14 protein-coding genes and 1 pseudogene are annotated in these 17,909 nt (G+C 70.4%); 5 read left to right on the top strand and 10 right to left on the bottom strand.

Annotated features, from left to right (window positions below):
- The first annotated feature begins 51 nt into the window (after positions 1 to 51).
- Both D7V80_RS03135 and D7V80_RS03140 read left to right on the top strand, forming a co-directional pair.
- Complete coding sequence (locus D7V80_RS03135; RefSeq protein ID WP_120586792.1) at positions 52 to 1,455, top strand: 3' terminal RNA ribose 2'-O-methyltransferase Hen1; 1,404 nt, start codon at positions 52 to 54, stop codon at positions 1,453 to 1,455.
- On the top strand, positions 1,452 to 4,010 hold the full coding sequence (locus D7V80_RS03140; RefSeq protein WP_120586734.1) for a polynucleotide kinase-phosphatase: 2,559 nt from the start codon (positions 1,452 to 1,454) through the stop codon (positions 4,008 to 4,010). Before D7V80_RS03135 ends, D7V80_RS03140 begins: the two co-directional genes overlap by 4 nt.
- A 1-nt stretch (position 4,011) precedes the next feature.
- Here D7V80_RS03140 and D7V80_RS03145 read toward each other — a convergent pair whose 3' ends face one another.
- Positions 4,012 to 5,277, bottom strand: a complete 1,266-nt coding sequence (locus D7V80_RS03145; protein WP_120586735.1) for a porin — start codon at positions 5,275 to 5,277, stop codon at positions 4,012 to 4,014.
- Positions 5,278 to 5,627: 350 nt separating this feature from the next.
- On the opposite strand from D7V80_RS03145, the gene D7V80_RS03150 reads away from it, so the two are divergent.
- The gene (locus D7V80_RS03150) at positions 5,628 to 7,169 is read left to right on the top strand and encodes a M91 family zinc metallopeptidase (protein WP_120586736.1); all 1,542 of its coding nucleotides are present in this window, start codon (positions 5,628 to 5,630) and stop codon (positions 7,167 to 7,169) included.
- A 3-nt stretch (positions 7,170 to 7,172) separates the two neighbouring features.
- Here D7V80_RS03150 and D7V80_RS03155 read toward each other — a convergent pair whose 3' ends face one another.
- The 6 genes from D7V80_RS03155 to D7V80_RS43415 all read right to left on the bottom strand — a co-directional run bounded on the left by D7V80_RS03155 (position 7,173) and on the right by D7V80_RS43415 (position 13,507).
- Complete coding sequence (locus tag D7V80_RS03155; protein ID WP_120586737.1) at positions 7,173 to 7,496, bottom strand: protealysin inhibitor emfourin; 324 nt, start codon at positions 7,494 to 7,496, stop codon at positions 7,173 to 7,175.
- Between the two features lie 17 nt (positions 7,497 to 7,513).
- Positions 7,514 to 8,623, bottom strand: a complete 1,110-nt coding sequence (locus D7V80_RS03160) for a M4 family metallopeptidase (RefSeq protein ID WP_233585101.1) — start codon at positions 8,621 to 8,623, stop codon at positions 7,514 to 7,516.
- A gap of 160 nt (positions 8,624 to 8,783) precedes the next feature.
- Entirely contained in the window at positions 8,784 to 9,230 is a 447-nt protein-coding gene (locus D7V80_RS03165; RefSeq protein WP_199738345.1) for a thioesterase family protein, read from the bottom strand.
- 23 nt (positions 9,231 to 9,253) lie between these two features.
- A complete protein-coding gene (locus D7V80_RS03170) occupies positions 9,254 to 10,561 on the bottom strand; it encodes a hydroxyacid-oxoacid transhydrogenase (protein WP_120586739.1) in 1,308 nt (435 codons plus the stop codon).
- Positions 10,562 to 10,637: 76 nt separating this feature from the next.
- Positions 10,638 to 12,713, bottom strand: coding sequence for a hypothetical protein (locus D7V80_RS03175; protein WP_120586740.1), 2,076 nt, complete (start codon positions 12,711 to 12,713; stop codon positions 10,638 to 10,640).
- Between the two features lie 158 nt (positions 12,714 to 12,871).
- The gene (locus D7V80_RS43415; RefSeq protein ID WP_199738346.1) at positions 12,872 to 13,507 is read right to left on the bottom strand and encodes an ABC transporter permease; all 636 of its coding nucleotides are present in this window, start codon (positions 13,505 to 13,507) and stop codon (positions 12,872 to 12,874) included.
- A gap of 23 nt (positions 13,508 to 13,530) precedes the next feature.
- Between D7V80_RS43415 and D7V80_RS43420 the strand changes: the two genes are divergently transcribed.
- A complete protein-coding gene (locus tag D7V80_RS43420) occupies positions 13,531 to 13,740 on the top strand; it encodes a hypothetical protein (protein ID WP_255417613.1) in 210 nt (69 codons plus the stop codon).
- On the opposite strand, the pseudogene D7V80_RS43810 reads toward D7V80_RS43420, so the two are convergent.
- From D7V80_RS43810 to D7V80_RS03190, 3 genes and pseudogenes are all read right to left on the bottom strand, one after another.
- Positions 13,671 to 14,009, bottom strand: a pseudogene (locus D7V80_RS43810) (ABC transporter permease); the annotation flags it as partial. The gene D7V80_RS43420 and the pseudogene D7V80_RS43810 overlap by 70 nt on opposite strands.
- On the bottom strand, positions 14,006 to 14,932 hold the full coding sequence (locus D7V80_RS03185; protein WP_120586741.1) for an ABC transporter ATP-binding protein: 927 nt from the start codon (positions 14,930 to 14,932) through the stop codon (positions 14,006 to 14,008). The pseudogene D7V80_RS43810 and the gene D7V80_RS03185, both read right to left, overlap by 4 nt.
- Positions 14,929 to 15,927: an HlyD family secretion protein gene (locus tag D7V80_RS03190; RefSeq protein WP_147446973.1), complete on the bottom strand. Its 999-nt coding sequence runs from the start codon at positions 15,925 to 15,927 to the stop codon at positions 14,929 to 14,931. Before D7V80_RS03190 ends, D7V80_RS03185 begins: the two co-directional genes overlap by 4 nt.
- A 363-nt stretch (positions 15,928 to 16,290) precedes the next feature.
- Between D7V80_RS03190 and D7V80_RS03195 the strand changes: the two genes are divergently transcribed.
- Positions 16,291 to 17,895, top strand: a complete 1,605-nt coding sequence (locus D7V80_RS03195) for a hypothetical protein (protein WP_233585102.1) — start codon at positions 16,291 to 16,293, stop codon at positions 17,893 to 17,895.
- The last annotated feature ends 14 nt before the right edge of the window (positions 17,896 to 17,909 follow it).

Raw genomic sequence — 17,909 nt, forward strand, 5'->3', positions numbered from 1 at the left:
GGGCCCTTGTTCCACCCGTCCGGCGCGCAGCAGGATTCACGCGCGCCTCCCATGCTCCTGACCCTTTCGACGACCCACACGCCCGCGACGGACCTGGGCTACCTGCTGCACAAGAACCCGGAACGGCCCCAGTCCTTCGAGCTTCCCTTCGGACTGGCGCACGTCTTCTACCCGGAGGCCTCCGCCAGCCGCACCACGGCGGCGCTCCTCCTGGAGGTGGACCCCGTCGCATTGGTCCGCGGCCGGCCGTCGTCAGGCGGCGGCCAGGGCGGCCCGCTGGAGCAGTACGTCAACGACCGGCCCTACGTGGCGTCGTCCTTCATGAGCGTGGCGCTGTCCCGCGTCTTCGGCACCGCCCTGTCGGGACGCAGCAAGGACCGGCCGGAGCTGGCGGAACAGCCCATCCCCCTCTCCGCCCGCCTGTCGGTGCTGCCCTGCCGGGGCGGAGAAGCCTTCCTGCGCCGCCTCTTCGAGCCGCTCGGCTACACCGTCACCGCGACCCGCCACGCGCTGGATGAGACGGTGCCCGCGTGGGGGGACAGCCGCTACTTCACCGTGACGCTGAAGGGACAGGTGCGTCTGGGCGACCTGCTCTCGCACCTGTACGTCCTCATCCCGGTGCTGGACGACGACAAGCACTACTGGGTCGGCGACGAGGAGGTGGAGAAGCTCGTGCGCCACGGCGAGGGCTGGCTCGCCACGCACCCGGAGCGCGAACAGATTGCCCGCCGCTACCTGCGCCACCGCCACAGCCTGGCGCGCGAGGCACTGGAGCGGCTCGCGGGCGACGAGGCCCCCGAGCCCGAGGAACGGCAGGAGGCGCGCAACGCCGAGGAGGCCGTGCTCGAATCACGCCTGAGCCTCAACGAGCAGCGGCTCCAGACGGTGATGACCGCCCTCCAGGAGCACGGCGCCGCGCGCGTGGTGGACCTGGGCTGCGGCGAGGGCAAGCTGATCAAGGCCCTCTTGAAGGACCGCCGCTTCACGGAGGTCGTGGGCATGGACGTGTCCCACCGCACGCTGGAGGTTGCCCAGGACCGGCTCGGCATCGAGCGGATGCCGGACCTGCAACGCCAGCGCGTGAAGCTGCTGCACGGCTCGCTGCTGTACCGCGACCAGCGGCTCGCGGGCTTCGACGCCGCCACCGTCATCGAGGTCATCGAACACCTGGACATGCCGCGCCTCGCAGCCTTCGAGCGCGTGCTCTTCGAGTACACGCGGCCCGGCCTCATCCTCCTCACCACCCCCAACGCCGAGTACAACGTGCGCTTCACCTCGCTCCCCGCCGGTACCTTCCGCCACCGCGACCACCGCTTCGAGTGGACCCGCGCCGAGTTCGAGGCGTGGGCGGCCAGCATGTGCGAGCGCTACGGCTACACCGTGAGCTTCCGGCCCGTGGGAGAGAACGACGCGGAGGTCGGCGCGCCGACGCAGATGGCGGTGTTCACGCGATGAACATCCACATTCCAGAGCTGTCGCTCGTGGTGCTCATCGGTCCCTCCGGCTCGGGGAAGTCCACCTTCGCGCGCCGGCACTTCAAGCCCACGGAGGTGCTCTCCTCGGACACCTACCGGGGCTTCGTGTCCGACGACGAGAACAACCAGGAGGCGACGAAGGACGCCTTCGAGACGCTGCGCTACGTCGCGGCGAAGCGGCTGGCGCGAGGCCTGCTCACCGTGGTGGACGCCACCAACGTGCAGCCGGAGTCCCGCAAGGCCTTCGTGGAGCTGGCGCGCGAGTACCACGTGCTGCCCGTGGCGCTGGTGCTGGACGTGCCGGAGCGCACCTGCATCGAGCGCAACCAGCAGCGGCCGGACCGCGCCGCCAGCTTCCGCTTCGTGAAGAACCAGGTCTCGCAGCTGCACCGTTCCCTGCGAGGCCTGGAGCGCGAGGGCTTCCGCCACCTCCACGTCCTCAAGCCGGACGCCATCGAACGCGTGGTGCTGGAGCGCCAGCCGCTCTGGTGCAACCTCAAGCACGAGCGCGGGCCCTTCGACATCATCGGAGACATCCACGGCTGCCGGGAGGAACTGGAGGCGCTGCTCGCGAAGCTGGGCTACCAGGTGCGGCCGCGCGCGGATGGCGCGCCGGGCTTCGACGTGCGCCCGCCAGAAGGCCGCAAGGCCGTCTTCCTGGGCGACCTGGTGGACCGCGGCCCGGACATCCCGGGCGTGCTGCGGCTGGTGATGGACATGGTGGAGGCCGGCACCGCGCTGTGCGTGCCGGGCAACCACGAGATGAAGCTGCTGCGCAAGCTGCGCGGCGGCAAGGTCAACGTGTCCCACGGCATGGCCCAGACGCTGGAGCAGTTGGAGAAGGAACCGCCGGAGTTCCACCAGCGGGTGGCGAAGTTCATCGACGACCGGGTGTCCCACTACGTGCTGGACGACGGGCGCCTGGTGGTGGCGCACGCGGGCCTGAAGGAGAGCATGCAGGGCCGGGGCTCCGGCCGCGTGCGCGCCTTCGCGCTCTACGGAGAGACGACGGGCGAGACGGACGAGTACGGCTTTCCGGTGCGCTTCAACTGGGCGGCGGAGTACCGGGGCCGCGCGGCGGTGGTGTACGGCCACCAGGCCGTGCTGGAGGCCGAGTGGGTCAACAACACGCTGTGCGTGGACACCGGCTGCGTCTACGGCGGCCAGCTCACCGCCCTGCGCTACCCGGAGAAGGAGCTGGTCTCCGTGCCCGCGCAGCGCGTGTACTGCGAGCCGGTGAAGCCCCTGGACACCCCGGCCCCGTCCGGCCTGAGCGCGCAGCAGCAGGCGGATGACGTGCTGGACCTGGAGGACGTGCGGGGCAAGCGCGTCATCTCCACGAGGCTGGCCGCGCACGTCACCCTGCGCGAGGAGAACACCACCGCCGCGCTGGAGGCGATGAGCCGCTTCGCCATCGACCCGCGCTGGCTCATCTACCTGCCGCCCACCATGTCGCCGTCGGAGACGAGCACCCTGCCCGGCTTCCTGGAGCATCCCCAGCAGGCGTTCGACTACTACCGCAAGGAGGGCGTGGCCCAGGTCGTCTGCGAGGAGAAGCACATGGGCTCGCGCGCCGTCGTCGTCATCGCGCGCGACGCGGACGCCGCCCGCCGCCGCTTCGGCGTCACCTCTGGCGAGACGGGCGTCTGCTACACGCGCACGGGCCGGCGCTTCTTCACCGACGACGCCCTGGAGGCCGCGTTCCTCGCGCGCGTCCGGGCGGCGCTGGACGCGTCCGGCTTCTGGGAGGAGCTGAAGACGGACTGGGCCTGCCTGGACTGCGAGCTGATGCCCTGGTCGCTCAAGGCCCAGGAGCTGCTGCGTGACCCGTACGCCGCCGTGGGGGCTGCCTCCCGCGCGGCGCTGACGGACGTGGTGTCCGTGCTGGGACAGGCCACCGCCCGGGGACTGCCGCTGGGCGAGCTGTCCGCGCGCTTCACGGACAAGGCCACCCATGTGCAACGCTACGTGGAGGCATACCGGCGCTACTGCTGGCCGGTGACGTCGCTGGACGACGTGCGCCTGGCGCCGTTCCACCTGCTGGCCACGGAGGGCGCGACCCACGTGGACAAGGACCATGTCTGGCACATGGAGACGCTGGCGCGCGTGTGCCGCGCGGACCCGTCGTTCCTCGTGGCCACGCCCTACCGCGTCGTGGCGCTGGAGGACGCGGACGCGGTGGCCGGCGGCGTGCGGTGGTGGGAGGAGCTCACCGCGCGCGGCGGCGAGGGCATGGTGGTGAAGCCCTTCGGCTTCGCGGTGCGCGGGCGCAAGGGCGTGGTGCAGCCCGCCATCAAGTCCCGGGGCCCGGAGTACCTGCGCATCATCTACGGCCCGGAGTACACCGCGCCCGCGAACCTGGACCGGCTGCGCCAGCGGGGCCTGGGCACCAAGCGCTCCCTCGCGCTGCGCGAGTTCGCGCTGGGCGTGGAGGGACTGGAGCGCTTCACGAAGAAGGAGTCCCTGCGCCGCGTGCACGAGTGCGTCTTCGGCGTGCTCGCCCTGGAGAGCGAGCCCGTCGACCCGCGGCTCTGACTCAATAGTTGAACTGGAGCTGGAGGCGCGTCACGTGCCCCTGCTCCTGGACATACGGGTAGCGCGACGAGGTGCGGTCCGCGATGACGTAGGCGGCCGTCAGCTCCAGGGCCTTCCAGATCTGCCACTCCGCGCCCAGCTCCAGCTCGCGCACGTCGTAGCGGGGGGCGTTGGTCTCGAACTTCTTGCCGCCCTTGTAGAGCGTGCCGCGCACGTAGGGGATGAGCGACACGCCCACCACGCCGTCCAGCTTGTACATGAGCTGCGCGTAGCCGCCCTGCAGGTTCCGGCTGTCGATGAGCAGCGCGTCGTCCGGGGTCGAGCCCAGGGACGGCCCACGTCCGATGTTGTATTCGGCCTGGAAGCCCAGGGGCTGCGGGTAGACCATCAGGCTGACGATGGCGCGGGCATCCACCAGGTTGGGGCCGCGCGCGAGCGCATAGGCCGCGTCATCGCGCGGGGACGCGCTGAGGTTGAAGCGGCCGTAGTAGGCGCCGGTGCCGACCTCCACGTACTGGGAGCCGAAGAGGAAGGGATAGCTGACGCGCGCGACGGCGTGGGGGCTGTTGTTGCGCTCGGCGCGGTTGGCCGTCTGGCCGTTGTAGACGCCCAGGCCCACCACGCCGTAGTCGCCAGAGCCCTTGAGGCCGCTGTCGACGAGGAACTTGAAGCGCTCGCGGATGTGCGCGGGCGCCCAGTAGAAGAACACGCCCACGTCGCGCTCGTCCTTCAGCGCGCTGTTGATGGCGTCGTTGCGGTCCAGCGCGAGGCGGTTCTGGCTGGACTGGAGGTTCTCGAAGCCGAACGGCACCTTGGACTGGCCCACTCGGAAGCGGAACTCCTTCTTCGCATCCACGAAGATGTCCGCGTACCAGTCCCGCATGACGGCGACGTTGTACTGGTCACCGATGACGGAGGCGAAGTCCGGCTGCAGGTAGATGGACACGTGCGGGTGCACGTCCCCGAAGATGACGAGCCGCGCGCGGCGGATGCCGAAGCCGGTGTCCCTGCCCAGGAAGCGGTCGCCCTGGTCGTTGATGAGCGAGTCGTTCGTCCGGAAGCTGGGCAGCCGGTTGTAGCGGACCTGCGTGTAGCCCCGGAGGCGGATGTTCTCGTACCAGGGCTTGCTCTTCTCCTTCTCCTCCATGGGAGGCGCGGCTTCGGGCGGGGTCTCCTGGGCCTGGGCCGGGGCGGAAGAGGAGAAGAGGAGCGCGGCACCAGCCAGCAGGGCCTGAAGGACGGAGCGGTGGGACGAGGCGAGGGTCATGGGTGCGTGGGAGCCGGGCGGGGAACAGGGAGGGACCCGCCCGGTCCCGATGAGGCGCTTCCGTTACCGAATGACGCCGCCTTCCGCCACGCACCGCCCCCTGTTGTTGCAACACCGTTACCGGCGACCCCGTCCTGTCACACGAACGAGCGACCCATGTCACACGTCCGTGACATGGCCCTGCCCCCCACCCCTGAACGAGTCATTCCCAGGGGTTGCCTGGAATCAGCGGGGCCGAGGCAACCTGCGTCACACTTTCGCGACAATCCCCTTCGGGCGGCATTCATCCGCTCCCCGGCAGCCGTGCGCCGGACCCGCACCGGGTGTCTCCGTCACCCGCGAGAAGCGACATGACCTCGATTGGAAAGCCTGGTTCGCGCCCCACCTCGTCCTCCGTGAGCTCGCAGCCGGTGAAGGCTCCCGTCACGGCGAAGCCCAACGCGGTGAAGGCCGCCGTCGCGCAGCGGATGAAGGACGGCTTTGACGCGGCCCCGCGCTCGGGCGCCGCTTCCCGGCCGGTGCTGTCCGCGGAGATCCGCTCCGGTGAGGGCGCCGGGGACGCCGGTGGCGCCCTGGGCAAGGCGGCGGGCAAGGCCGCGGGCAAGGCGGCCGGCGGCATTGGCGAAGCGCTGGGCAAGATCGCGGGCCGCGTGGGCAGCGCCCTTGCCGGGCCGCAGGTGAGCACGAACGCGGACGGCCGCACGGTGGTGGACCTGGGCGCGGGCAACAACACCGCGACGGTGTCTCAGAACAAGGACGGCGGGCTGACCATCAAGTCCGGCAGCGACACGGTGACGCTCACCGCGGAGCAGGCCAAGGGCGCCATCATCAACGGCGGTGACGGCAACGACTCCATCACCGTGGACGCGAGCGTCACGCAGGACCTCACCCTGGACGGTGGCGCGGGCGACGACAAGCTCACCGGTGGCAAGGGCAACGACACGCTCATCGGCGGCGCCGGCAACGACACCATTCTCGGCGGCGACGGCAAGGACACGCTGAAGGGCCAGGACGGCGACGACTACCTGGAGGGCGGCGCGGGCGATGACCGCATCCAGGGCGGCGCGGGCCGCGACGTGCTCTACGGCCTGGACGGCAACGACTCCCTGTCCGGCGGCAGCGGCCGGGACTACATCGACGGCGGCGCGGGCGATGACCGGGCCTCCGGCGGCGCGGGTGACGACCAGGTCATCGGCGGGCGCGGCAACGACACGCTGTCCGGTGGCTCGGGCAACGACGCGGTGGCGGGTGGCGCGGGCCAGGACAAGGTCCGCGGCGGCACGGGCACGGACAAGCTCTACGTGGAGGAGAACGAGACCACCGCCGACGCGACCGGGGGCGAGCGCGAAATCGTCGACATGACGGACGCCGACCAGCGCGGCCGCTCGGTGACGGTGTCGGGCAGCGCGGACTTCCAGGCGCGCGTGCAGTCGGACCTGGACGCGATGCGCTCGCTGCCCTCGGGCCAGGAGCTGCTGCGCACGCTGGATGACAGCGGCCACACCACGACCATCAAGGAGACCTCCAGCGGCAACTCCGCGTCCGCGCAGAACAAGGACGACGCCTGGTTCAACGCGGACGGCACGCCGGGCAAGGGCACCAACGGCACGGTGAACTACAACACCACGCGCATCTCGCTTGGCAGCGAGGACTGGATGAACCGCCCGCCCGTCGTCGCCCTGTTCCACGAGCTGGTGCACGCCTCGGACTACGCCAACGGCACGCTGGCGCTCGGTGAGAAGAACGGCGTGAACAACCGCGAGACGTCCGCGGTAGGCCTGCCCATCGACCTGGACCAGGACCCGTCCACGCCGGACGTGGTGCAGGGCGGCCGCCCCGGAGAGAACGTCCTCCGCGACGACCTGAACCTGCCCACCCGCCCGCGCTACTAGGACCTAGGGGGAGCGCTGCTCCCGCTCGGCCTTCTGGATGAGCTCCAGCAGGGAGCGCAGGTGCGGCTCCGTCACCGGCTCCACCAGCCGGACCGAGTGCCTCTTCCCTCCGTCGTCCTCGATGGTGACGGAGTAACTCGTCCGGTCCGCACCCCGCTGGGGGGAAGCCCCCACGGTGGCCGGCTGTTCGAAGAAGCGGGCCTCCCGCACCTCCCGCTGGAGCGCCTCCGCCGTGGCGGGAGGCAGGGCCGCCAGGTCCACGGTGCGGGGCCTGGCCAGGCCCGGGAAGAAGGCGACGCCTCCCTCCCGTTTGAGCTCGATTCGCATTTGGTCGACCCCAGGGCCTAGTGCTTGCGCTCCACCGGCTGCGCGGCCTGCTTCTGCACCTGCGGCGTCCAGGCCGGCTGGCCTGCCCGCTCCTTGGAGACCTTGATGCCCACCTGGTTCCAGGCGTCACGCACGATCTGCTCCTCGTCGCCGCTGCCGTAGAGCCGGACGGTCGCCGTCACGGTGAGCCGGGCGAAGGAGAGGAACGAGGCGTTGGGCTTCAGCCGGGGGTCGCGCAGCGTCTCCAGCCAGATGAGGCCGGCCTTCTCCCACGCGTAGCCCTTCAGGTTGGTGGCCGCGATGCAGAAGGCCTTGTTGGGGATGCCGGAGTTGATGTGCACGCCGCCGTTGTCCTCCCACGTGTTCACGAAGTCCTTCATGAGGGCCGGCTGCGGATCCTTGCCGAGCACCTGATCATCGAACGCGGTGCCGGGGTCCTTCATGGAGCGCAGGGCCTTGCCCTGGACCTTGTCCGAGAGGAGCCCCGCGCCGATGAGCCAGTCGGCCTGATCCGCCGTCTGGTTCAACAGGCGCTGCTTCACGAGCGAGCCGAAGCAGTCCGACAGGTGCTCGTTGAGCGCGCCCGCCTGGGAGAAGTAGGCAAGAGGGCCCTCGTGTTCCGTCACGCCGTGGGCCAGCTCGTGCCCCATGATGTCCACCGCGATGGTGAAGCGGTTGAACAGCTCCCCGTCGCCGTCGCCGAACACCATGCGCTCGCCGTCCCAGAAGGCGTTGTCGTAGCCACTGCCATAGTGGACGTGGCCGTTCAGCGGCATGCCGTTGCCGTCAATGGAGTTGCGTCCGTAGACGTCCCAGTAGAGGTCGTAGGTCGCGCCCAGGCCGACGTAGGCTTCGTCGACCGCCGCGTCGCCGACGTCGTCATCGCCCTCCTTGCGGGCCACCGTTCCCGGAAGGGCTTCGGTGTTCTTCACGTCGTAGATGGTGCGGAGCTTCTGGCTCTCCACGACCATGGGGCCGGGAATCATCCGCTTCGCGGCCTGGGGCGCGCCGCTGGTGGACAGGCGGATGGAGCGCAGGGTGGTGTCAACGGAGAGCGTCCGCAGGGCCTTCGCGCGCTGCTGTGGCGAGCCGTTCTGGGCAATCCGCCGGTTGATGTACGGCGGCACGATGCAATGGTGGGAATGCCAAATTCGGGTGTTGCAGCACATCACCCATCTCCTTCTGTAGGGGGTACAGGAAGACGTTAGTGATGAGGCGGGGTGGTGCTCGGGCCCCGGGACGGCGGGGGCTCCCCGGCCGCCAGGGAACCCATGCGGCGCCACGCGCTCAGGCCTGCTCGCGCGGCGTCACGACCAGCTTCGCCAGCGCGTCGCGCAGCCGGTCGGGCATGGCCACGGCCCTCCGCGTCCGCCGGTCCACGAAGACGTGCACGAAGTGGCCGTGCGCCGCCGCCTGCGCCTCCCCCTCCTTGAAGATGGCGATGCCGTAGGTGACCGAGCGGTTGCCCAGCCTGTCCACGCGCAGACCCGCGCGCAGGCGGTCCGGATACGCGAGCGGCGCGCGGTAGGCGCACTTCGACTCCACCACCAGCCCGATGACCTCGCCCGTGTGGATGTCCAGGCCGCCCTCGTGGATGAGGTAGTGGTTCGCGACCGTGTCGAAGTAGCTGTAGTAGGTGACGTTGTTGATGTGGCCGTACACGTCGTTGTCCATCCACCGCGTGGTGATGGGCAGGAAGAAGCGGTAGCGGTCGGCCGTCTCTGCGTCGGACACGGAAGAAGCCCTCCAGGTTCGGGTTACCAGTAGCGCAGCGCCTGGTGGAACAGCTGCGTGAGGACGGGCCGGGTCATCTCCCGGGGCGCGTTCTGGAGCAGGCGCTGCTGTGGGAAGGCGCCCTCCGTGAGCGCGTCCACGTCCTCCGCCGTGTAGCCCACGCCCGACAGGCCATTGGGCACGCCCACCGCGCGCATGAGCTGGACCACGCGGCCCGCCAGGACCTCGCCCGCGTCCCCGCTGCCCGCGCCGCGCACGTCCGCGCCCAGGAAGCCCGCGGCCTCCAGGTGGCGCTCGGGGTTCGCGGACGCCGTGTAGCGGAACACCGCGGGCGCGTTGACGATGACGGCCAGGCCGTGCGGCACCAGCGGTTCGTCCTGGGGGTAGCCGGAGGGGCGGAAGTCGCGCACGCGCCCCGCCACCGCGTAGGCCATGCCATGCGGCGCGTGCACGCCCGCGTTCCCGAACGCGATGCCCGCGAGCGTGGCTGCCCACATGAGCTGCTCGCGCGCCTCCGTGTCCCCGGCGTCCTTCACGCCCCGCTCCAGGTACAGGCCCATCAGCCGCAAGGCCTCGCGGCAGCCCAGGTCGCTCCAGGGGTTGGCGCCCTGGCTCATGGGCCGCAGGCTGGGGCGCGCGGGGGCGGGCCGGTGGACGAACGGCCGCGCCGTATAGGACTCCAGCGCGTGGGACAGCACGTCCAGTCCGCTGGCCGCGACCACTTCACCGGGCAGGGTCGCGGTGCAGTCCGGGTCGATGAGGGCCTCCGTGGGCCGCAGCGCCGGTGACGCGATGCCCGTCTTCGCGGACAGCGACAGCAGGTCGAAGATGGTGATGCCCGTCACCTCGCTGCCCGTCCCGGACGTGGTGGGGCACGCGATGTGCGGCTTGAGGGGCCCGGGCACCGCGCGCCCCTCCCCCACCGGCGCGTTCACGTAGGCCAGGAAGTCCGCCGGATGCGTGGCGTAGAGGTTCGCCGCCTTGCAGGTGTCGATGACCGAGCCGCCGCCCAGCGACACGTAGCCATCCGGCCGGGACTCGGAGGCGAAGCGGGCCGCCTCCTGGAAGGACGCGTCCGTGGGCTCCACGTGCACGTCCGTGAAGACGACGACGTCCAGCCCCGCGGCGAGCAACGACTGGCGCACCTTGTCGAAGTGCGGCAGCCGCGCCACGCGCGCGTCGGAGAACAGCGCCACCCGCTTCATCCCGAGCGCCCGCGCCCGGTCGCCCACCTCGCGGAGACAGCCCGGGCCGAAGGTGATGCGAGAGGTGTCCACCGTGAAGGCGCTGTCGCAGCCTTCCTTCACGGCGGGGTAGTGACAGCAGCCCATGCGCGCTCCTTCCTGACGTGTCCCGCCCCAATCTACAGGGCGGGACCGGAATGCGGGTCCGCGCGAAGGGCCGGTGTCAGGGTTTGTGCAGGACGGCCGTGTCCCCCACCATCCACAGCTCCGACGAGGACGGCGCCCACACGCCCCGCAGGGCGCGGCGGGTGCCGGTGGTCTCCGCGCTCCACTTGCCGCCGTCGAAGCGCAGCAGCGTGCCGTTGTCGCCCACCGCCCAGACCTCGGTGGCGGAGCGTCCCATCAGCCCGTTGAGCTGGGACGTCGTGCCGCTGGCCATGGGGAGCCAGAGCGCGCCGTTGTAGCGCAGCAGCGTGCCGTCCGCGCCCGCGGCCCAGATGTCGGAGGGCCCGCTGCCCCACACGGCCTTCAGGCCCTTGTTGGTGCCGGAGGTCATCGTGCCCCAGGCGGTGCCATCCCAGCGCAGGATGGTGCCGGCGTCGCCCACCGCGATGGCCAGCGAGGGCCCCTGCACCCAGACGGCCTGGAGCGCCGCCGTGCTCTCCGCGGGCTTCCGCGTCCAGGCGGTGCCGTCGAAGTGGATGGCCTGGCCGGAATCGCCCACCGTCCACACGTCCGCCGCGGACGAGCCGTGGATGGCATTGAGGGCCAGGGAGTTCTCCGACTGGTACTGCGTGATGAAGCGGGCCCCGTCGAATTTGTAGATGCGGTCGTGGAAAGAGGACGTCACCCAGACCTCCGTCGGGGAGGCCGCGTAGACGCCCGACACGCTGTCGACGGTGGAGAAGTCCAGCTGCGGCTCGAACCATCCGCCACCGTTCCAGTGCAGCACGCGGCCCGGGGACCCCACCGCCCAGACGTCCGACGGCCCCGTGCCATGGATGGCCCGCGCCACGCTCAAGGTGCGCAGCGGCGCCTGGGAGGTCCACGCCTGCCCGCTCCACTTCTGCACCTGCCCGCCCGAACCGAAGGACCACACGTTGTCAGGCCCGCTGCCGGTGATGGGCCCCACGGCGTCCTCGTCCGTGTCCGTCCACTTCGTGCCGTTGTAGACGTAGCCGAAGTCCTCTCCCCCCGACAGCACCAGCGAGGGCGACGCGGCGTACACGTAGAACAGCTGATCCGACGAGCGCAGCGACTGCTCGATGCCCGCGGGCGTGGTGCGGAACACCTGACCGAAGTCATTGCAGAAGAGGCAGGGGTCATCCGAGGCGACGGTCCAGACGTCGTTCGGGCCGGTGCCCGTCACCTGGTGGAAGTCGATGTCCGTGGTGCCCGCGTCGATGCCGGAGACCGCGTTGCCGTCATACCGGCGCAGCGTCCCGGACTGCCCCACCATCCACACGTCCGAAGGCCCGCTGCCCCACACGCCGTTGAGGTCCTTCGTCGTGGCCGCGTCCACGCCCTGGAAGCCGCTGCCCCGGTCGCGCCGCACCGTGCCGCTCGCGCCCACGGCCCAGATGTCGCCCGGACCGGCGGCCCACACGGAGTTCAGGTCGCGCGTCGTCCCGGAGCTCACGGCGGAGAAGGCCCCGCCCGTCGTGGAGTGGAGCACGGTGCCGCCCGCGCCCACCGTCCACACGTCCGTCGCGGAGAGGGCGTGCACGCCGCGCAGGGTGCTCAGCGTCCCGCTGGCCACGCGCGTCCAGCGCGTTCCATCCCAGTGCTGGATGAAGCCGTCCTCGCCCACGGCCCAGCCGTCATTGGCCGCGCTGAAGTGCGCACCCTGGAAGCTGTAGCCGTGGGGCAGCGGATACTCCCAGCACCAGCCCTCGCTGCACTCGCGGTTCTCCGCGGGGATGCCGCAGGTCTGCGCCACGCCGCGCCCGCCGCACACCTCCGGCGCCGCGCACGTGCCGCAGGAGACGGTGCCGCCGCAGCCATCCGGTTCGGTGCCACACTCATTCCCGGGGCTGCACGCCGTCTTGATGTCGGGGCAACCACAGACGTTGTCCTCGCCGCCGCCACAGGTGGCGGGCGCCCCGCAGGTGCCGCAGTTGAGCGTGCCGCCACAGCCGTCCGTCGCATCGCCGCAGTTGAAGCCCTGCGACTCGCACGTCCTGGGCACGCAGTCATCATCATCGTCCCCACAGCCGGCTGCGAAGGACGTCACGAACAGGGCCACGAGCAGGCGCGAAGTCCGCACCGCACCTACCGCGAAGGAGTCGTCACGGGACATGGGCATCTCCAGACCGGACGCGGGACTGAACCCCGCGAAACCACGTGAAACGTGGCTCCGGTGCGGAAGTAAGGTTGCAAACAGCGGTCCGTTTGGATCGTCCGGACGTCCAGGCCCCCCCGTTTCGAGGATGCGTCATGCTCGACGTGTGGCGTCAATCAATCCAACGTCGTGCGTGACCTCGCGAGTGCCGCGCCGGCCACCGCGAGCACGAAAAGTCCCAGCGCGAGCAGGTCGTTCCCCATGTCCGCGAGCACCTGTCCCTTGAGCAGCGCGCCCCGGACGATGCGCAGGAAGTGCGTCACGGGGATGATTTCGCCCAGCACCCGCGCCCACGGCGGCAGCCCCAGGAAGGGGAAGGCGAAGCCGGAGAGGAAGATGGACGGCAGCATGTAGAACATGGACATCTGCATCGCCTGGAGCTGGCTGCGCGCCACGGTGGAGATGAGGTAGCCCAAGGACAGGTTGCCCACGATGAACAGCACGATGCCGCACGCCAGGGCCAGCCAGCCCGCGGGGGTGCGCGCCATGGGCACCGAGAACAACCCCCGCGCCATGCCCAGCACGACGACGGTCTGCACCAGCCCCACGACGACGTACGGCGTGAGCTTGCCCACCATGATCTCCGCCGGGGTGGCGGGCGTGGACAGGAGCGTCTCCATGGTGCCGCGCTCGCGCTCGCGGGTGACGGCCATGGCGGTCATCATCACCAGCGTCATGGACAGGATGATGCCCAGGAGGCCCGGCACGATGTGGAACGGGGAGCGGCTCTCCGGATTGTAGCGCCGGTGCACCACCACCTCGAAGGGGGGGCGCGGTGGACCGGGGCGCCCCCAGCCCCAGCCGTTCGTTCCGCAGCGCCTCCGCGGGCAGCACGCTCACCGCGGCGAGCGCGCCCGCCGCGGCCTGCGGGTCGGACGCGTCCGCCTCCGCGAGGATCTGGGCACGCTCGCCCTTGAGCACCCGCCGGCTGAAGTCCGGGGGGATGGTGATGCCGAGCATCACCTGTCCCCGGCGGATGAGCTGATCCAACTCCTCGTCGGAGCGCGGCAGGTAGCGCACGTCCACGTAGCCGGTGCGCTCCAGCGCGGCGACGACGGAGTCCGCCAGCGTGCTGGTGTCATGGGACAGCACCGCGGCGGGCAGGTGCCGGGGATCCATGTTGATGGCATAGCCGAAGATGAGCAGCTGCATCACCGGCATGAGGAGGATCATCGCGTAGGTGATGCGGTCGCGCCGCAGCTGCGTGAACTCCTTGAGCAGCACGGCCAGGATGCGCGGAAGCGAGCCCGTCATGACGTGTACCGTTCGTCGCGCTCGCGACCCATGAGCTGGATGAAGACGTCCTCCAGGGAGGGCGTCACCTCGCTCCACCGGTAGGGCTCCTTGCGCCAGGGGCCGAGCGCGGCCTCCAGGGCTTCGCGCTTCAGTCCGCTGACGTGCACGGCGGCGCCGAACGCGGAGGCGCTGAGCACGCCGTCCGCCTGGGCCAGCAGGTGCGCCGCGCGGTCGATGCCGGGCCCCTCTCCCAGGAACGTCACCAGCCCGGAGTCGCGGATGAGCGCGTCCGCCGTGCCCCGCGCGATGAGGCGCCCGTACAGGATGTAGCCGATGTCGTGGCAGCGCTCCGCCTCGTCCATGTAGTGCGTGGACACCAGCACCGTGAGCCCGCCCGCGGCGAGCGTGTGGATTTCGTCCCAGAACTCGCGGCGGGCCTTGGGGTCCACGCCCGCGGTGGGCTCGTCCAGGAGCAGCAGGCGGGGCTCGTGCAGCGTCGCCGCGGCCAGCGCCAGGCGCTGCTTCCAGCCTCCGGAGAGCGCGCCCGCGAGCTGATTGCGCCGGTCGAAGAGGCCCAGCCGGTGGAGCGTGTCCTCCACCCGCTCGCGCCGCTGGTCCAGGCCGTGGACGCGCGCGACGAAGGCCAGGTTCTCCTCCAGCGTCATGTCCTCGTAGAGGGAGAACTTCTGCGTCATGTAGCCTGTCTGGCGCTTGATGGCGTCGCCCCGGGCGCGGAAGTCCAGGCCCAGCACGGTGCCCTCGCCGCTGTCGGGCGTGAGCAGTCCGCACAGGAGCCGCAGCGTCGTCGTCTTGCCGGAGCCGTTGGGGCCCAGGAAGCCGGTGATGCGTCCGGCGTCCACGGCGATGGAGACGTCCCGCACGACGTGCCGATCGCCAAAGGACTTGTTGAGCCCGCGCACGTCGATGGCCCGCTCGTTCATCGGTCCGCCTCCACGGGTGCCTGCTTCAGCGGGGTCACGTCGATGGGCTGCCCGGGCAGGAGGCGCGTGGGCGCGGAGGGCACCGCCTCCAGCAGGAACACCAGCTTCTGCCGCGTCTCCAGGCTGTAGATGATGGGCGGCGTGTACTCCGGGCGCGAGGCGACATAGTCCACGCGCGCCGTCATCCCGGTGTCGCAGCCGTCGCAGGCGATGGCCACGTCGGTGCCTGGCGGGAAGGACGCCACCCTCCCCTGCGGCACGTAGAAGCGCACCTTCAGCTGCGCGTCCGGGATGATGCTGACGACGGGGGCGTTGGGCATGGCCCACTCTCCCTGATGGAAGAGGACGTCCTCCACGCGGCCCACGACGGGGGACACGGGCGCCAGCTCCACGACCTGTTGCTCCGCGGCGGTGACGCCCGCGCGTCCGCTGGCGAGCTGGGCGCGGACGACCTCCAGCTGCGCGCCCGCCGCCGCCACGTCCGTGCGGGCCGCGTCGCGCTGGGCATGAGCGCGCGTCGCCGTCGCGCGGAGCAGGTCCAGCTGCTGGGGTGTCACGGCGCCCTCGATGGCCTTCTGGACGGCGACGAGCCGGGCCAGCTCCGCGTCCGCGCGGTCCGCTTCCGCCTGCGCCGCGACGAGCGAGGCGCGGGCGCGGGCCACATCCGACTGGCGCGCGAGGAGCTGCGCTTCAATCTGTCCCACCTGCGCCCGCGCCTGGTCGGCCCGCGCCGTCAGCGACGTGGGCTCCATGCGGAACAGCGGCGTGCCCACCTCCACGCGCTGCCCGCGCACCACGGCCACGGACGCCACCATGCCGGCCACCGGCGAGGACAAATAGACGTTGTCGCTGACGACGAAGCCGGTGAAGCGCGGCGGCGGCTCCGGGGCCGGCCGCCGCAGCCACAGGATGCCGCTGATGATGACGGCGACCAGCACCGCCCCCGCGGCGACGCCCCGCTTCGAGTGTTTCGACTTCCTGCCCGGTCCCGACACCCGTGCCTCCTGGCGCGGCCTCGCCGCGATTGGAGCGCCCCCCGAGCGCGGCGGGTCCACGCTACGCCTGCCTCGCCCAGGGGGTCCGCGTCCGGCTCACGGGCCTGTCCTGAACCCGTGTCCTGGCGTCACCTTGAGCACTGGGCGTGCCAACACTGAACGCCAGGGGAGCCCCCAGGGGCAGGGCCCTCACCTGTTCGGAGTTCCGGCGCCGGACGCCGGGTCGCCGGAATTCCAGACACACAGCGCGCCAAAACATACCGCGCGGATTGTCATTTTTCACATGGAAGTCGTGTAAAGAGACTTTTGATCCACTGCACATGTTTCGCGGTGTCATGCGGCCATTGGCTGCGAGGGAGAGGTATGCGGAAGCTGTCCATGATGGGCGTGATGCTGTTCGGCGTACTGGGTTCAGGATGTCAGGGTGAGGACTGGGAGCCGCCCCTCCACGAACAGCCTGGCGGCGCCGAGGCAGCCGTCGCCGCCACCCGGCAGGCGGTCGTCTCCCCGGAGCTCGCGGCGTCGCTCACGTGCGTCGAGACGTATGTCGGCGCGGGGACCTGCGACTGGGCACACTGGAGCGAGCTGTGGGAGACGTGCCAGACCTACGAGCACGCGGAGCTCGAGGACGGCCTCTTCCTGGATGAGGTACAGGCAGAGAACTGCACGGCGGCCAACTGGTCCGCGCTGCGCGAGCAGCTCATCGCCCCGCGCGCGCCGCTCGTCCGCGTGCGTGAAAGCTGTAACGGCGGCTCCCAAGTGATTCAGGAGGCTCCATCCAACGGCTGCCACACCCTCGCGCAGGCCGCGGGCGCCTCCTTCGTCGACGTGCCCATCGGCAAGGCCGTGACGCTCCATGCCGCTGGGGACTGCACCGGCGACTCGGTCACGGTCGATACCGACACGAACCTCTGTGAGACCTCGTTCGGGAGCGGCGCGAGCGCGAACGACCAGGTGCGTTCGTTCCGGGTCCAAGACGTCGAGGCGCCCCCCTCGGAGCACCGCTACGACTGTGCTGGCGATGAGTCGACCTGCGTCAAGAACAACAACAACGCCAACAGGCTGGCCGCCATCAACAAGAAGCACACCGTCAAGGTCGTCCGCATCACCCTGGATGGCAGGACGACGCCCACCCTCAGCGCCATCCAGAACTCCATCCGCGACGTGTACCGCCACTACGCCGTCGCGTCTCGCGGCCAGGTGAGCCTGGAGTTCACCGGCTCGCAGACCGTGCAGGTGACGAGCAGCAACTGCACGACGGCGAAGAACCAGGCCCGCCAGAAGGCCAACTCGAGCGCGTTCCTCACGGTGTTCGTGCTGCCTGGCGGGATGTGCCCCACCTCGAACGCCGGCTCGCGCAGCGTCTTCCTCAAGGGCACCCTGGTGCGGGACTATGCCCACGAAATCGGGCACGTGCTCGGCCTCGCGCACAGCAACGTGCGAGACCCCTCTACCCAGGTGGTCAAGTCGTCCGCCGACGCAAGCAGCTTCATGAGCACCTTCGCGTCGGACAACTACAACCTCCCGCAGCTCCACTGGCTGGGGTGGACGAAGAAGGAGGAGCTCGTCAGGATCAACCCGGCCATCGACAGCAGCGGCTCCACCGAGGTGACCCTCCGTCCGGTGGGCACCAACCCGGACAGCACCAGCAGCCTCCCGCTGGGCGCGGTCTGGGACATTCCTGGCACCGAGCAGCGGCTGTTCATCGCCGTCCCGAAGCCGCGCCTCAACGGCACGAATCAAATCGAGGGCGGCACGGTGTTCGCGTACCAGGCCCCCAAGTGCGTGGGCTGCACGGGCATGGCCATGGGCACGATGCAGCTGGCGCGGTTCAGCGCCAAGGCCGTCAATGAGCACAAGGCGCGCGACATCTTCATCAAGCCGGTGGGCTACACGAGCAGCTTCGTCCAGGAGAACGGGAAGAGCGTCGAGGTGTTCACCTCCGTCACGCTGCGCATCCGGAAGTAGCGGCTGCCCCCGGC

Origin of the sequence: Corallococcus sp. CA054B, from assembly GCF_003611625.1 — a bacterium.
Lineage (GTDB): Bacteria > Myxococcota > Myxococcia > Myxococcales > Myxococcaceae > Corallococcus > Corallococcus coralloides.

What these genes read in the sequence shown, in the direction of transcription:
- D7V80_RS03170 (WP_120586739.1), bottom strand. Translation starts at nt 10,561, where the DNA reads ATGGGCTGCTGTCACTACCCCGCCGTGAAGGAAGGCTGCGACAGCGCC.
- D7V80_RS03185 (WP_120586741.1), bottom strand. Translation starts at nt 14,932, where the DNA reads ATGAACGAGCGGGCCATCGACGTGCGCGGGCTCAACAAGTCCTTTGGC.
- D7V80_RS03140 (WP_120586734.1), top strand. Translation starts at nt 1,452, where the DNA reads ATGAACATCCACATTCCAGAGCTGTCGCTCGTGGTGCTCATCGGTCCC.
- D7V80_RS03195 (WP_233585102.1), top strand. Translation starts at nt 16,291, where the DNA reads ATGCGGAAGCTGTCCATGATGGGCGTGATGCTGTTCGGCGTACTGGGT.
- D7V80_RS03175 (WP_120586740.1), bottom strand. Translation starts at nt 12,713, where the DNA reads ATGTCCCGTGACGACTCCTTCGCGGTAGGTGCGGTGCGGACTTCGCGC.
- D7V80_RS03155 (WP_120586737.1), bottom strand. Translation starts at nt 7,496, where the DNA reads ATGCGAATCGAGCTCAAACGGGAGGGAGGCGTCGCCTTCTTCCCGGGC.
- D7V80_RS03150 (WP_120586736.1), top strand. Translation starts at nt 5,628, where the DNA reads ATGACCTCGATTGGAAAGCCTGGTTCGCGCCCCACCTCGTCCTCCGTG.
- D7V80_RS03135 (WP_120586792.1), top strand. Translation starts at nt 52, where the DNA reads ATGCTCCTGACCCTTTCGACGACCCACACGCCCGCGACGGACCTGGGC.
- D7V80_RS03145 (WP_120586735.1), bottom strand. Translation starts at nt 5,277, where the DNA reads ATGACCCTCGCCTCGTCCCACCGCTCCGTCCTTCAGGCCCTGCTGGCT.